The 15153-nt window shown below is 69.3% G+C and carries 14 protein-coding genes; 3 read left to right on the top strand and 11 right to left on the bottom strand.

Annotation, left to right across the window (positions count from 1 at the left end; all coding sequences use genetic code 11):
- Positions 1-72: 72 nt before the first annotated feature.
- From trpD to ACFWZ1_RS02255, 4 genes are all read right to left on the bottom strand, one after another.
- Positions 73-1125 (bottom strand): anthranilate phosphoribosyltransferase, encoded by a 1053-nt coding sequence (trpD, locus tag ACFWZ1_RS02270; protein ID WP_231323283.1) that lies wholly within the window; start codon positions 1123-1125, stop codon positions 73-75.
- The gene (locus ACFWZ1_RS02265; protein WP_439665313.1) at positions 1122-1721 is read right to left on the bottom strand and encodes an anthranilate synthase component II; all 600 of its coding nucleotides are present in this window, start codon (positions 1719-1721) and stop codon (positions 1122-1124) included. Before ACFWZ1_RS02265 ends, trpD begins: the two co-directional genes overlap by 4 nt.
- 138 nt (positions 1722-1859) lie before the next feature.
- Positions 1860-2696: a DUF2182 domain-containing protein gene (locus ACFWZ1_RS02260; protein ID WP_439665312.1), complete on the bottom strand. Its 837-nt coding sequence runs from the start codon at positions 2694-2696 to the stop codon at positions 1860-1862.
- Positions 2684-3478: a DUF899 domain-containing protein gene (locus ACFWZ1_RS02255; protein ID WP_439665311.1), complete on the bottom strand. Its 795-nt coding sequence runs from the start codon at positions 3476-3478 to the stop codon at positions 2684-2686. The genes ACFWZ1_RS02260 and ACFWZ1_RS02255 overlap by 13 nt, the downstream gene beginning before the upstream one ends.
- A gap of 112 nt (positions 3479-3590) precedes the next feature.
- Between ACFWZ1_RS02255 and ACFWZ1_RS02250 the strand changes: the two genes are divergently transcribed.
- Together ACFWZ1_RS02250 and ACFWZ1_RS02245 are read left to right on the top strand one after the other, a co-directional pair.
- Positions 3591-4811: a helix-turn-helix domain-containing protein gene (locus tag ACFWZ1_RS02250; protein ID WP_439665310.1), complete on the top strand. Its 1221-nt coding sequence runs from the start codon at positions 3591-3593 to the stop codon at positions 4809-4811.
- 10 nt (positions 4812-4821) lie between these two features.
- Positions 4822-5457, top strand: a complete 636-nt coding sequence (locus ACFWZ1_RS02245; RefSeq protein WP_439665309.1) for a Vgb family protein — start codon at positions 4822-4824, stop codon at positions 5455-5457.
- Between the two features lie 169 nt (positions 5458-5626).
- On the opposite strand, the gene ACFWZ1_RS02240 is transcribed toward ACFWZ1_RS02245, so the two are convergent.
- From ACFWZ1_RS02240 to ACFWZ1_RS02210, 7 genes are all read right to left on the bottom strand, one after another.
- Positions 5627-6760 (bottom strand): NAD(P)/FAD-dependent oxidoreductase, encoded by a 1134-nt coding sequence (locus ACFWZ1_RS02240; protein ID WP_439665308.1) that lies wholly within the window; start codon positions 6758-6760, stop codon positions 5627-5629.
- A 60-nt stretch (positions 6761-6820) separates the two neighbouring features.
- The gene (locus ACFWZ1_RS02235) at positions 6821-8083 is read right to left on the bottom strand and encodes a dicarboxylate/amino acid:cation symporter (RefSeq protein ID WP_439665307.1); all 1263 of its coding nucleotides are present in this window, start codon (positions 8081-8083) and stop codon (positions 6821-6823) included.
- Positions 8080-8844 (bottom strand): L,D-transpeptidase family protein, encoded by a 765-nt coding sequence (locus tag ACFWZ1_RS02230; protein WP_439665306.1) that lies wholly within the window; start codon positions 8842-8844, stop codon positions 8080-8082. Before ACFWZ1_RS02230 ends, ACFWZ1_RS02235 begins: the two co-directional genes overlap by 4 nt.
- Before the next feature lie 71 nt (positions 8845-8915).
- Positions 8916-9767 (bottom strand): MurR/RpiR family transcriptional regulator, encoded by an 852-nt coding sequence (locus tag ACFWZ1_RS02225; protein WP_439665305.1) that lies wholly within the window; start codon positions 9765-9767, stop codon positions 8916-8918.
- Complete coding sequence (locus tag ACFWZ1_RS02220) at positions 9767-10864, bottom strand: dipeptide epimerase (protein WP_439665304.1); 1098 nt, start codon at positions 10862-10864, stop codon at positions 9767-9769. Before ACFWZ1_RS02220 ends, ACFWZ1_RS02225 begins: the two co-directional genes overlap by 1 nt.
- Positions 10865-10928: 64 nt before the next feature.
- Positions 10929-12329, bottom strand: a complete 1401-nt coding sequence (locus ACFWZ1_RS02215; protein WP_439665303.1) for a C40 family peptidase — start codon at positions 12327-12329, stop codon at positions 10929-10931.
- 19 nt (positions 12330-12348) lie between these two features.
- Entirely contained in the window at positions 12349-13500 is a 1152-nt protein-coding gene (locus ACFWZ1_RS02210) for a DUF819 family protein (RefSeq protein WP_439665302.1), read from the bottom strand.
- A gap of 139 nt (positions 13501-13639) precedes the next feature.
- Between ACFWZ1_RS02210 and ACFWZ1_RS02205 the strand changes: the two genes are divergently transcribed.
- Positions 13640-15136: a transglutaminase-like domain-containing protein gene (locus ACFWZ1_RS02205; RefSeq protein WP_439665301.1), complete on the top strand. Its 1497-nt coding sequence runs from the start codon at positions 13640-13642 to the stop codon at positions 15134-15136.
- The last annotated feature ends 17 nt before the right edge of the window (positions 15137-15153 follow it).

Raw genomic sequence — 15153 nt, 5'->3', positions numbered from 1 at the left:
GGATTTCCGTAGGAGCGCACTTGGGCGCGGCCGGGGCGAGCCGGCGACACGCGGTCGCGCCCGGGGGCGCTCCTACATGGGTCCGGCGAGCCTTCGCGTCGCGGCGATGAATTCCATCATTTTCGCATGCGCGGCGCCGCTGGCGATGGTATGGCGCGCCAGCGCGATTCCTTCGTCGATGTCTGCCGCCACCCCGGAGGTGTAAAGCGCCGCGCCCGCGTTTAGACAGACGATGTCGTGCGCCACGCCGTGGCGTCCGCCCAGCGCGTCCAGCAGCATGGCGCGCGATTCGTCCACGCTCTCCACCCTGAGGTTGCGGCTGGAGGCCATTGCCAGGCCGAAATCTTCCGGCTCGATCTCGTACTCGCGTACTTCGCCACCATGCAGTTCACCGACCAGCGTGGACGCGCCCAGCGAGATCTCGTCCATGCCGTCGCGGCCCCACACCACCATCGCGTGGCGCGCGCCCAGCGCCTGCAGCACGCGTACCTGGATGCCGACCAGGTCGGGGTGGAACACGCCCATCAGGATGTTCGGCGCATCGGCCGGGTTGGTCAGCGGACCCAGAATGTTGAACAAGGTGCGCACGCCCATTTCCTTGCGCACCGGCGCTACGACCTTCATCGCCGGATGGTGGTTGGGCGCGAACATGAAGCCGATGCCGGTCTCTTCCATGCACTGGGCGACCCGCGCCGGATCCAGGTCGATCACGGCGCCCAGCGCCTCGAGCACGTCGGCGCTGCCGGATTTGGACGACACGCTGCGCCCGCCGTGCTTGGCCACGCGCGCGCCGGCCGCAGCAGCGACGAACATCGAGGCGGTGGAAATGTTGAAGCTTGACGCGCCGTCGCCACCGGTGCCGACGATGTCGACGAAATGAGGATGTGCCGGCGCCTCGACCTTGGCCGACAGCTCTCGCATCACCCGCGCCGCACCGGTGATCTCGCCCACCGTCTCCTTCTTGACGCGCAGACCGGTGATGATCGCCGCGGTCATCAGGGGGCTCACCTCGCCACCCATGATCTGGCGCATCAGCGCGATCATCTCGTCGTGGAAGATCTCGCGATGTTCGATGGTCCGCTGGAGCGCTTCCTGGGGCGTGATCGAAATCCCGCGCGGACTCATGCAGCGAGCTTCCGCCGCGGCAACCCGAGGAAGTTGGCCAGCAGGTCATGGCCGTACTGGGTCAGGATCGATTCGGGATGGAACTGCACGCCCTCGACCGGCAGCGTCTTGTGGCGCAGGCCCATGATCTCGTCGATCGAGCCATCGGCGTGCTCGGTCCACGCCGTGACTTCCAGGCAATCCGGTAGCGAGCCCTGCTCGACCACCAGCGAGTGGTAGCGCGTGGCCTCGAACGGATCGGGAAGGCCGGCGAACACGCCGCGCCCGCGATGGCGCACCGGCGACGTCTTGCCATGCATGATCTGCTTGGCGTGGATCACCCTGCCGCCAAACGCCTGACCGATCGCCTGGTGCCCCAGGCACACGCCGAACACCGGGATCCCCCCCGCCAGCTCGCGCAGCACCGCCAGCGATACGCCCGCATCGTCCGGCGTGCCCGGCCCGGGCGAGATCATGATGTGCGAAGGCTCGAGCGCGCGGATGCCGGCCACGTCCAGCGCATCGTTGCGCACCACCTTCACCTCCTGCCCCAGCTCGCCCAGGTACTGCACGAGATTGAAGGTAAAACTGTCGTAGTTGTCGATCATCAGCAGCACGGGCCTGGGCCTCCGGCGGGCGGAAACTTGCCGCGTCGGTCGCCTGCCGGCGAGCGCGGGTTCGATTCCAGATGGATGCCCAAAGTGTATCCGCCCGCGCCGATCCCGTGGCAATCGCCACCCGGTTTGCCCGGGGGTTCAGGGCCGGAGGTGCCAGCCCCCGCTGACGGCGTGCACGGTCAACAGCACGCCGGCACCGACGGCGAGCAGACCGACGCCTCGGGCCACCCGCTCGCCTGCGGGCAGCAGGCGCTCCGCCGTGATCGCCAGCGTCACCGCCACCATGGCTCGCAGGTCCATCATTCCCGCGACCAGCGAGACCGCCATCAGGTTGCCGCAGCAGCAAGCGCACTCGAGCCCGAGGCGTACGCCACGGCGAAGGCCCGCAGCCATGCTGCCGGGTGACGTCGGCATGGCGCCCGGCGCCGCGCGGCAGCAGGCGAGGCGGCGCGCCTTCCATGCGGTGAACTGGAGCGCGCCGGCGAGCATTACGACCATCGGGGCCACGAACGCCACCCCGTGCGCCAGCCACCGATGGCCCATCGCCGCCTGTGCCAATGCGGCACCGAACGGATAGATCGCCGCGCCGAGCGCGGCCCAGACGAGGAAATAGCCCAGCGCGGCCGCGGACATGACCCGACCGGGTCGCCGGACGCCGGCGCATGCCAGCGCGCGGCCGTAGCGCGACAGCACCGGTCCCAGCGACGGCAGCATCATCGCCGCCGTCATGGGCATCCACATGAGCAGGAAGCCTCCGGCCGCCGCGGGCCAGCCCTGCCCGCCCATCCGCATCCAAACCATCGACGGTGTCCAGCCCCCGGGCATGGGCATGGCACCCATCGAGGCCGTGGCGTTGCCACAGAGCACCGTGACGGCCACGCTGGCGGCGAACGCCAGCGCCAGAATGCCCGGGAGCGCTCGCCGCGAAACCTTTCGCGGCGACCCCGCGGGCGCGGCGGGGCTCAGCCGCAGCATGGCGCCTCCATGCAGCGCTTCGCACCGCCGTATTCGTCGTGGCGACGCCACCAGATCCCGGTCTCATTGCGCCCCCGCGGCGCCCGGTCCAGCCACTGGTACATGTTCCACAACCCGTCCAGGCCGCGCGCATAGGTCGAATAGCTGTGATAGACCACGCCGTCTTCCAGGACGAAGGTGCTCATGCCCGGCCGGTCGCGCGCGTAGGTCGGCGCGTCGGTGCCGCAGGTGGCGGCGAACTGCTCCACCGGCGCGGGCGCGGGCACCACGTCCATGGCGTGGCCGCCACGGCGGTAGTTGTACTCGACCGTGCCGGCGCGCTGCTGCGCCTCGTCGAAGGCGACGTTGAAGTCCTCCGCGAAATCGCCGCCATGGGCGGACGCCCACGGAAACGACCAGCCCATCCGCCGGCGGTAGGCCAGCAGCTTGTCCAGCGGCGCCCGCGATACCGCCATCAGTGTCACGTCATGGTTGGCCAGGTGCACCGCGATGCCGTCGAAGCCGTCGGCGATCGCCGAGCAGGATGGGCATCCGGCGGCATAGTCGGGCCCGAACATGAAGTGATAGACCATCAGCTGCGAGCGACCCTGGAACAGCTCCGCCAGCGTGGCGCTGCCCAGCTCGGTGATGAAGCGGTACGGCTTGTCGATGCGTACCCACGGCAGGGCCTGGCGACGTCGCGCCAGTTCGTCGCTGCGCCGGGTGAGTTCCTTTTCCGCTGCCAGCAGATCGAGTCGTTCTGCCAGCCATTGCTCTCGTGTGGTGGTCTCGTGGCTTGCCATGTTTCGCGCTCCCGTGGATGGCGCGGTCGCCGTGGCGACGCGCGTGGTGGTCGTGGGCTAGATTGGCGCGGCGGCGTGGGCAGGCGGGAGTGACAACTTTGGCGGGATTGCGATGGATTCCCTGATCGTGGCCGCGGGTCGCGCGCTTGCCGCCGGCGATCCGCTCGGCGCGCTGAACCGCGTCGCGCTTCGCGAGGACGCGCCGGCGCTCGCACTGCGCGGCATCGCGATGGCGCAGCTGGGCGATCTCGCCCGGGCCCGCGCGCTGGTACGGCAGGCCGCGCGCACGTTCGGTCCGAAGGAGGCGCTGGCCCGCGCGCGCTGCGTCGTGGCCGAGGCGGAGATCGCGCTGGTCTCGCGTGACCTGGGCTGGCCCGAGAAGACGCTCGAGGCTGCACGGGAGGCGCTGGAGGAGCATGGCGACCACATCAATGCCGCCCACGCCCGCTGCCTCGCGATCCGCCGCCTCCTGCTGATCGGCCGCCTGCGCGAGGCCGAGCACGAACTCGAAGGGATCCGGCCCGCGTTGCTGCCGCCCGCCCTGCGCACGGCGCACGAACTGGCGGTCGCCGGCATCGCCATGCGGCGACTGCGGGCCGCGGTGGCGCAGGCCGCACTCGAACGCGCCCGCCACGCGGTGCGCCACGCGGGCATCCCGGCGCTGGCGGCGGAAGTGGAGAGCCTGGCGCTGGCCCTGCATGCACCCGCGGCGCGCCTGGTTTCCAGGGACGGGGAACGATCGCTGCCGCTGGCGGACGTCGAAGCACTGCTGGCCTCGGAGACGCTGGTGCTGGATGGCTGCCGCCACGCCATGCACGCCGCCGGCACGACGGTCGCGCTGGCCAGCCGCCCGGTGCTGTTCGCACTCGCCCGCAAGCTGGCGGAAGCCTGGCCCGGCGATGTACCGCGCGAAGTGCTTATCCGTCAGGCGTTCCGCGCGAAGCTGCCGGACGAAACGCATCGCGCGCGGCTGCGCGTGGAGATCGGCCGGCTGCGCGCCTTGCTCAGGCCCCTGGCCGACGTTCGCGCGACGCAGCAGGGTTTTGCGCTGATGCCACATGCGGCGCGCGACGTTGCGGTGCTGGCGCGGCCGGCCGAGGAGGCGCATGCGGCGGTGCTCGCCCTGCTTGCCGACGGCGAGTCGTGGTCCAGTTCGGCCCTCGCGCTGGCGCTCGGCGCCAGTCAGCGCACCGTGCAGCGCTCGCTCGACGCGCTCGCCGGGGCCGGCAAGGTGCAGTCACTCGGCCGCGGGCGCGCGCGCCGCTGGATGTGCCCGCCGATGCCCGGTTTCGCGACGGCCTTGTTACTCCCCGCCCCGCTACCGGGCGACTAGGATGCCCCGCATGAAACGATCCCAAGCCGACATCCTCGCCGAACTGGGTCCCTATCCGGGCGTCGACATGGTCCATGGCGTGACCTGGGACGGCCATCAGGTGTGGTTCGCCGACGGCGAAGGCCTCACCGCCGTGGACCCGGACAGCGGCAAGCCGTTGCGCTCGATCGAGGTGGCCGCGCACGCGGGCACCGCCTTCGACGGCCGGCACCTGTACCAGATCGCCGAGAACCGGATCCACAAGATCGATCCGCAGACCGGCCGCGTGCTCGCCGCCATTCCGGCCCCCGGCAGCAGCGACTCGGGCCTGGCCTGGGCCGAAGGATCGCTGTGGGTGGGCGAGTACCAGGACCGCAAGATCCACCAGCTGGACCCAGACACCGGCGCGATCCTGCGCACCATCGAATCGAACCGCTTCGTCACCGGCGTCACCTGGGTGGACGGCGAGCTCTGGCACGGCACCTGGGAAGGCGGCGAAAGCGAATTGCGCCGGATCGACCCGCGCGACGGCGCGGTGCTGGAACGCATCGACATGCCCGAGGGCACCGGTGTCTCCGGCCTGGACAGCGACGGCGAACGCTTCTTCTGCGGTGGCGGCGGCAGCGGCAAGCTGCGCGTCGTACGCCGGCCGCGGCGCGCCGCCTAGTCGTCGAACCTCCCGGCCGCTGCACCGGCCGAACGCGCCGGTGGTTCCGGGTCTATGCCCTCGCGCAACAGCTCCGTGGAGAACGCCGACGGTGCGCGCAAAATCCGTTGCACGGCGGCCTCCGAAAGCGAAGTGACTGCCTACTGCCCGGACCTCCCGGCGAAAGCCCTCACCTGGACAGGCGCGCGGGCGACAGCATCTCCGCGGTGATGCCGGCGTCGGCCAGCGGGCCCGGCAACGGCCGGCCCAGTGCCAGGTTTGCGCAGGCCTCGCCCATCGCGGCGCTGGTCTGGATGCCGTAGCCGCCCTGGGCGGCGACCCAGAAGAAGCCTCGCGCATCTGGCGCGAAGCCGCCGACCAGGTCGCCATCGGCAACGAAGGAGCGCAGGCCGGCCCAGGTGCGGGTCGGGCGGCGGATCTCGATGGTGGTGGCCTGCTCGATGCCGTGGATGCCGAGCGCGATGTCGTACTCCTCCGGCTGCACGTCGTGCGGGTCGACCGGGTCCGCATTGGCCGCCGAGCCGAGCAGCAGGCCAGCGTCGGGCTTGAAGTAGAAGGTCTCGGCGATGTCGCAGACGAACGGCCAGCGGTGCACATCCATGCCGGCCGGCGGTTCGAACACGAAGGCCGAGCGGCGCTTCGGTTGCAGGCCCAGCGGCGCGACGCCGGCCATTCGTGCGACCTGGTCGGCCCACGCGCCGGCGGCGTCGAGCAGCAGTGGCGCGCGGTAGACCGTCTCGCCCGCCTCGACTTCCCAGCCGGCGGCCGTGCGTTCGATGGCGCGAATGGCCACGTCCAGGCGCAACTGGCCGCCGCGTGCGCGCAGGCCGCGCAGGAAACCCTGGTGCAGCTCGTTGACGTCGATGTCGGCGGCACCCGGCTCATGCATGCCGATGGCGGCCGCTTCCGGTCGCAGCACCGGCACGCTCGCACGCAGGCGCGCGGCATCGTGCAGCTCGAGATCGCGCGTGTACGGCAGGATCGCCTCGTACTCCGCGCGCACCCGGTCGGCATCGGCGGCGGTGCCGATCACGGTTGAACCGCGCGGCGTGAGGATCGGCGCGCTGGCGAAACCCTCAGGTGGATGGTCGAGGAACGGCCGTGTCGCGCGGGTCAGCGCGCGCACCTGCGGCGAGCCGTAGGTTTCGCTGAACAGCGCCGCGGAACGCCCGGTGGAGTGCATGCCGGCGTAGGCCTCGCGCTCCAGCACCAGCACGCGTGCGTGCGGCGCGAGGAAATAGGCGACCGAGGCACCGGCCATGCCGGCGCCGATCACGATCACATCGGTTTCGATCGATTGCATGCTGGGACTCTCAGGGAATCCCTCCCCTGTCGCGGGGAGGCGGGGAAGTTTGTGCGCGGGTTATGCCTGGCCTGCGTCTGGCTGCGCCGGCGCGGCATCGCGCGACTGCCTTGCCACCACGCTGGTCGCGGTGACGTCGGCGGTGACGTTGCCGAGGGTGGCGAAGGCATCAGGCAGCGTGTCGACCGCCAGCATCAGGCCCAGCGGCCCGAGCGGCAGCCCCATCGACTGCGCCACCGGGAGATTCGTCGCGATGAAGGTCACCGCGCCGGGCAGGCCCACCGAGCCCAGGCTGATCACCACCGCCAGCAACGCGCCGGCAATCAGTTGGGCGGCGGACAGGTCGACGCCGTAGGCCCACGCGATGAACGCAGCCGAGGTCAGGTACTGCACCGGGCTGGTCAGGCGGCACAGCGTGACCGCCATCGGCAGCACGAGCGCGTTGACCTGCTTGGGATAGCCCAGCCGTTGCTCGGCGCTTTCCAGCATCGCCGGCAACGAGGCGAGCGAGGACTGCGTGCTGATCGCCACCGCCTGCGGCGGCAGCAGCGCGCTGGCGAAGCGGCGCAGCTTCTCGCCGCCCCAGACCACCGCCACCACGTACATCATCGCGGTCACCGCCAGGTACAACACGATCTCCGCCAGCACGTACACGCCCAGCGCGCTCAGCATGCCCAGCCCCGAGCGCGCGCACACGCCCAGGATCAGCGCGAACACGCCCAGCGGCGCGACCCACAGCACCCAGCGCACGATCACGATCATCGCGTCGGCGATCGCCTGGAAGAACTCCACCAGCATGGCCCGCCGCGCGGGCGCGATGCGGGTCAGCGCGAAGCCCAGGAACAGCGCGAACACCACCAGCGGCAGCATCGCGCTCTGCGCGGCGGCCATGATGGCGTTGCTGGGAATCATCGCGATCAGCGCCGCCGACCAACTCACCGGCGCGGCCTGCGCCGCGCTGCCCACGACCGCGTGGTCCAGCGCATCGCGCAGGGCCGGGTTGTGCGGGAAGAGCGAGAACAGCGCCGGCGCCGCCGCGGCGGTGAACAACGCACCGAGCAACAGCAACAGGATGAACACCACGATCGCGCGCCGCGCGATGCGCCCGGACGCCGCCGCGTCGGTAGCCGTATTGACGCCGACCACCACCAACGCGAGCACCAGCGGCACGACCGTCATCTGCAGGCCGTTGAGCCAGAGCTTGCCGACCGGGTACACCACGTCGGCCACTTGCGCGGCCACCAGTGGATTCCACGCCGCCAGGACCAGGCCGAGGATGGCGCCGGCGGCCAGGCCGCTCAGCACGCGCGCGGTGGGGCTCATCGTGCCGCTTCCTCCAGCGCCGGCAGATGCCATTCGGCCTGCAGCTTTTCATAGGTAGACGCGGGCAACAGCACGAACACCGGATGCTCGTCCGGACGCAGCCATGCCAGCAGGCGGTGCATCAGCGAGGGATCCATGGCGGTGCAACCGGTAGTCGCGTCGACCGGCGACTTCCACAGATGGGCAAAGATGCAGCTGCCACCCTGCGCGCGCTGCTGCGGGTTGTGCTCGATCACGAAGCCCTGCCGGTAACGCTGGTCGCCGTGCACGTGCAGGTCGCGGCGCATCGGTTCGGTGGAACCCTCTACCGCCTTCTCGCCCGCGACCTTGGCGTCGACGATGCGGTTGTACTGGGGCGCGCCGCTGACGTCGACGCAATAGTCGGTGGCGCTGAGCGCGCGGTAGGGCATCGCGGTGTCCGCCTTGGCGGCGTAGCCGAACGCCTCGCCGATGTCGAAGACGCCGGCCGGGCTGCGCAGGTCGCCCTCGCGCTTGACCGGGCCGTCGTGGCGCGGGGCGTTGAGGCCGAGCCCCCAGCCCGCGCCGGCCTTGCCGATGGTGACCGGGGCGGGCGCGCCGGCTTCCTTCCAGCCGTCGGCGGTGCGCTCGTAGGTGCGCAGGGTGCCGTGGTTGACGTTCCAGCCGGGCGTGGTGACCACGACCATCTGGCCGGCGTCGGACCAGGCGGCGGATTCGTCGGCCGCGGCGACGGCATTTCCGGCGAAGACCAACGCCAGACCCAGCAGCAGACAGTTACGCATGGGAAATCAATCTCTCGGGGTAAGCGAGCGCCTGCCCGCGTGGATGGCAAGCGCAAGAGCGAACGGCCACCTCACGGCTCCAACATCAACTGGATGCGCTCCAGGTTGGCCAAGAGCTGTGCATGGCGATCGTCGTGTTCCTCGCACAGGCGCACGAACACATTGTCCAGCAGGTGCTGCAGCGCCGACTGGTAGAGCAGCGGCTGGATGTAAGGCCGCTCGTCGTGCGCGCTCACCAGCAACTGGATGTCGGCCAGCGTGCGCAGCGGATTGGCGGTGTGCCGGGTGACGGTGATCACCTTTCCGCGCCGCTCGCGGAAGTAGCGCGCGATCTTGCACAGCGCCGGATGGTTGCCGTGCTCGGAGAACACCAGCAGCACGTCGCCGGCGCCGGCCGCCGACACGTTCGCGGTCATCCGCGCGGTGTCGAAGTTGTGCACGGTGAGAATGCCCAGCAGCGACAGCCGCAGCGCAAAGTTGCGCGCGTAGATGTCGTCCTCGCCGAGGCCGATGATGAAAACCTTGCCCGCGCGCCCGGCCTGCTCGATGGCGGTCGCGATGGCGTGGATCACTTCGGGCGGATTGATCAGCCGGCTCGCCTCCTCCGCCTCGGTTTTTTGCCGCCACAGTGCGCCCGGGCCTTCCTCCTCGCCCTCGCCTGCCCGCGCCAGCGCCGGCGCGTCGCCGTTGTCGGCGCGGGCGATCGCCTCGCTGACGGAGTACTTGAGGTCGGGGTAGCCCTTGAAGCCCAGCTTCTGGGTGAACTTGACCACGCTGGACTGGCTGATCCCCAGTGCATTGGCCAGCTGCTGCGAGGAGTAGTCGCGCAGCAGGTGCGCGTTTTCCAGGATGAAGTCGGCCACGCGCCGCTCGACCGCCGACATCTGGTCGCGTTCCGAACGGATTTTGACCAGCGGCGACATCAGTCGGCGATCCTCTCCAGGCCCCTGATCTCGCGGATGCCGAGGCCCGGGGCGTCGGTCACGGAGATTTCCGATTCATTGAAGATTACCCCACCGTCGACCGGGTTGAACTGGGCCAGCGACGGTCCGTCCAGGTCGATCTTGCTGATCGCGTCGGCGCGCGCCACCGCCACGTGCACGGCGGCCGCCACACTAATTGAAGACTCGAGCATGCAGCCGATCATGCAGTCGATGCCGTGCAGCGCGGCGATATCGGCGATCTTGATCGCGTTGGAGATGCCGCCGGTCTTCATCAGCTTGATATTGATGATGTCTGCCGCGCGCATGCGGATCAGCTCGATCACTTCCATCGGACCGAACACGCTCTCGTCGGCCATCACCGGGGTGTGCACGCGCTCGGTGACGTAGCGCATGCCTTCCAGGTCGCGCGCCTTGACCGGCTGCTCGACCAGCTCCAGCTTGATGCCGGCCTCTTCCAGCGTCTGCAGCGCGTACACCGCCTGTTTGGCGGTCCAGCCCTGGTTGGCGTCCAGGCGCAGCAGCGCGCGGCCTTCCACCGCCGCGTAGATCGCCTTGACCCGCTCGATGTCGACGCCGATGTCCTTGCCGACCTTGATCTTGAGCGACTCGAAACCGCGCTCCACCGCCGCGACCGAGTCGGCGACCATCTTGTCGATGTAGTCCACGCTGATGGTGATGTCGGTGGTGATCACGGGGTCGCCGCCACCCAGCAGCTTGTACAGCGGCGCGCCGTAGAGCTGGCCCCACAGGTCGTAGATGGCGATCTCCACCGCCGCTTTGGCGGAGGAGTTTTTTTCCATCGAGCCCTGGATCAGGTGGGTGATCCGGTTGAGGTTGGCGATTTCCTGGCCGACCAGGCGCGGGGAGATGTAATGGCGGATCGCATCGACGATCGAGCCGTGCGTGTCGCCGGTGATCACCGCGGTGGCCGGCGCCTCGCCGTAGCCGACCTGGCCGGTGTCGGTGTGCACCATCACCACGATGTCTTCCACCTGGTTGACGGTGCGCAACGCGGTCTTGAAGGGTGTCTTCAAGGGCACCCGCAGCATGCCGAACTGGATGTCTGTGATCTTCATGATGTTCTTGGTCTTCTGTTGTCCGTAGGGTGGGTTGGCGCCCACCGGCCCTTCCGCAGGAACGCTAGGGCCGCATCCGCACGTTGCTGGTCATGTGGTCGATGAAGGTCGAATCCTTGCCGTAGAGCATCGGAAGCAACGGCGTGACCGAGACGGCGTTGAGCGTCACGCGCGCGGTCGAGCCGTCGGCCTTGCGGTAGCTCATGCCCAGCACGTCGTGGATCACCCACGGCTGTCCCTGCCACTGGCCCAGCGACATCATCACGTGGCCGGGGATGTAGACCATGTCGCCGAGCTGCAGCGCGTGCGCCGCCTGCATGCGTTGTTCATGCGTGCTGGCTTCGGTGAAGGTCCGCTTTGCAAACGCAGGGCTCACGCCCTGGCTGGAAGTGTTGCGCGGCATCTGCACGCCCATCGAGCGGTAGACGTCCGAGACGAAACCGGAGCAGTCGCGCCCGTCGTAGGCATGGCCCCAGCCGTAGCGCTCGCCCAGGAACTTGAACGCCTGGGTGATCAGGTTGCGCGCGGTCAGCGGCAGGTAGTCGGCGGCGGTGTCAGCGTTCTTCTGGATCAGCGCCGGGCTGAAGGCGAGCGAGCCGTCGGCCTTGCGTACCGGCAACTCGATCACGTGCGCTGCATAGGGCGTCTGGCCGTTGACCGCCTGGTCTGCGGCCAAGTCGGTGAGCACCGGCACGCGCGTGCCCATGTCCAGCTCCACCTGCGAGACGGCCGGGGCCTCGCGGGTGTAGACGGTGTAGACCTTGGCGCCGGTGACGATGCGATACGGCGTCTTGTCGGCGTAGCCCAGCACGGCGTCCCGGCTGCCTTCGGCGATGTTCTTCGCCTCGGTCCAGGCGGCGTAGCGCGGGCTCACCACGAACAGCCAGCGGCCGTCGCGGGTGGCATGGGCGATCACCACCGGCGTGCCGGGGAACTCGGCCGTTTCCTGGAAGCGGTCGATGTCGGTGTCGCCCGGATGGCTGAACACGCGCAGCGTGGTCGGAAAGGTGCGCAGCGCGGCGCGGCGCACCACCAGCCCGAAGCGGGTCTTCTGGCTGGCGGGAATCGCATCGAGCGCACGCGCATCGACGATCTGCTTCAGCGTCGCCTGCGGCACCGGCTTGCCATCGACGTCGTAGAGCGGCTTGGCCGGCGGATGGGCAAGATCCTCGATCCAGCCACGGACCTGTGCGGCGCTCAAGGTCGCCGGCAGCTTAGCCAGTTCGTGCATGGACCTGTCCTGCGCGAACAGCTTCGCGTTCTGCGCCTCGATCTGTGCGCGGCTGAGGATCACCTTGTCAGGCTGCGATTGCAGACCGATCCAGAACGCAGGCGTCAGTTGCGCCTCGCCCACGCCCAGCACGCCCGATGGCGGCACCGGCAGGGTGGACAGCTGCTCGCGCGCATGCAGCGGCTGCGTCGCCAGCAGCAGGGCCAGCAGCGCCGAAGGAAGAAGGGTTCGCATGGTCGTGGTCCTCATGGGGTCAGGTTCCGGCCAGCGCCGACATGATCGACGCGACCAGCAGGCCGAAACCGGTGCCCAGTATGTAGCCCAGCAGCGCGAGCAGGATGCCCACCGGCACCAGCGCGCGCGAATAACTCGCCGCCAGCACCGGCGTGGCCGCGACGCCGCCGATGTGGGCCAGCGAGGAGATCCCGCACAGGTAGAGATCGAAACGGAACAGCTTGGCGAACCCGACCAGCAACACCGCGTGCAACGCGATGATGGTCACGCCGCACAGCAGATACAACGGCGCCGCGCCGATACCGTGGAAGTTGCTCTGCGAGGCGAGCACCGCCACCACGCTGATCAGCATCGCACTGGAGATGGTCCCCGCGCCGGGATAGCGCGCGAGCGGCGTGTGCGCCACCACCAGCCCCGCGCCGGTGGCGAGCAGGATCGTCCAGGTGGTGGGGCTGATCATGGTCGAGGTCGGCAGGTACCCGGCCAGCCAGGCGCTCAGCGCCGCCGCCGCCAGCGCCATGCCCAGCCACAGCAGCACCGAATCGGGGGTGGTCGGCCCGGTCGCCTTCGCCTCGGCCACCGGCAGGTCGCCGGTCGACTTGGCCCTGGTCCAACGGTTGAACGCCGGCGCCAGCCGCGCCACCGCGAACAGCACGGCCACCCAGGTCGAATAGCAGAGCGCGTCGGTCAGCAGGCTCATCGCCAGGTGCTGGTCCGACATGCCGATCGCCTGCTTCACCGCGATCATGTTCGCCGTACCACCCACCCAACTGCCCGACAGCGCCGCCAGCGGGTGCCAGGCATCGCCCGGCAACCAGCGCCGGTAGATCAGGAAGGTGGCAATGAAGGCGATGAACAGGCTTACCGAGGTGCAGGCGAACACGCCCAGCACCCGCGGCCCCAGCTTGAAGATCGCGCGCAGGTCGCAGTTGATCATCAGCAGGAACAGCAGCGCCGGCACCATGCGCGAGACCAGCATCGACTGCGCGGCGTGGATTTCGTCGTTGACCTCCCACAGCCCGGTCACCGCCAGTGCGGTCACCAGCAGGTAGGTGAAGACGATCGGCGGCAGCACGTTGAACACCCGCCAGCCGGTTCGCCGCTCCAGCGCCGGGAACAGACCGGCAGCCAGCAGCATCACGGCCAGGTACGGCCATACCGTGTGGATCACGCGCTACCCCTCATGCGTCGCGTCAGGAATATGCCATTCCTCATACGTTATCCCGAAGCATAAATTATTGACCACCTTTTGCAAGCGTGTTACACAAGGCCTTGATGCCAACTGGCGGGGGCGTTGTGCGATGACGAGGGTGCCAGCGACGCGAGGCAAACACGAACCGGCGCACCGGCGGGCACTGGCGTGCGCGGCCCTGGCGGGCCTGCTCTGCTGCGCGATCCCTGCGCTGGCCAGCCTGCCGCCGCCCGGCCCGGCCGCCATCGTGGCGCAGATCGACCAGGGCCACTTCGATGCCGCCCGCAAGGCCATCGACGCCGCGCTCGCACAGCCGGGCCTTGCGCCCGAAGCACGTGAGGCGCTCGAGTTCCAGCGCGAGCGCATGCATCGCATCCTGCTCGACTTCACGCTGACCGCCGACGAAGCCAAGGCGCGCATCCGCAAGCAGATCCCCGACCTCACCGACGCCGAGTTCGCGCGCTGGGACCAGGCCGGCCTGCTCGAACACATGGTGATCGACGGCCGCACGCTCTACTTCAACCGCGCACCGTCCAATCTGTATCGCCTGAGCGCCGAGGCACGCGATCGCCGCGCGGTGCAGACGCCGATCGCCGACGGCCCCAACGAGACGTTGAACGACCACCACCGCGCCGCCTTCCGCGAGGCGCTCGCGACCGGCAAGGCCGGCGTACTGCCGATGCGCGTGCGCGTGACCCAGACGGTCACCGTCGACGCCAACGCCGTGCCGGCCGGAGAGACGGTCAAGGCCTGGATCCCCTACCCGCGCGCCATCCCCGGCCAGCAGGACGACATCCGCTTCGTCGCCAGCCAACCGGCCGGCGCGCGTGTCGCGCCGGTGGACACGCTGCAGCGCACCGCCTACATGGAGGCGCCGGCGAAGGCCGGCCAGCCGACCGTGTTCAAGCTCACCTACGAGCTGACCCTGCGCGCGCAATCCCACCCGATCGACCCGGACAAAGTGGTGCCGGCCACGATCACGCCCGAACTGAAACCTTTCGTCGAACAACGCGCGCCGCACATCGTCTTCACCGACGACCTGCGCGCGTTCTCGCGCAAGGTGGTGGGTGGGGAAAAAAACCCTTACCGCATCGCGCAGAAACTGTTCGCGGCCGTCGACCGGGTCCCCTGGGCGGGCGCGCGCGAATACTCCACGATCAGCAACATCAGCGACTACACCCTGCACGCCGGCCACGGCGACTGCGGCGAGCAGACACTGCTGCTGCTCACCCTGCTGCGCCTGAACGGCATCCCGGCGCGCTGGCAGTCCGGCTGGATGTTCTCCGACGTCGACTACGACAACATCCACGACTGGGGCCAGCTCTATCTCGCCCCCTACGGCTGGGTGCCGGTGGACGTGACCTTCGGCCAGCTCGAACCCAAGCCCGGCGACGATCCGCGCCTGCGCTGGTTCTACCTGGGCGGCCTGGACGCCTACCGCATCGCGTTCAACGACGACTTCAGCCGCCCGTTCGTGCCGGCCAAGCAGTTCCCGCGCTCCGAAACGGTCGACTCGCAGCGCGGCGAGGTCGAGTGGCGCGGCGGCAATCTCTATTTCGACAAGTGGGATTACCACTTCGACTGGCAGTTCCTGCACGGACGCAACGACAAGTAACCAACAAGTTCATCTGA

This window comes from Frateuria sp. GZRe14, assembly GCF_051900395.1.
Taxonomy (GTDB): domain Bacteria; phylum Pseudomonadota; class Gammaproteobacteria; order Xanthomonadales; family Rhodanobacteraceae; genus Frateuria_A; species Frateuria_A edaphi.
This window is presented reverse-complemented; position numbering and strand designations above follow the sequence as displayed.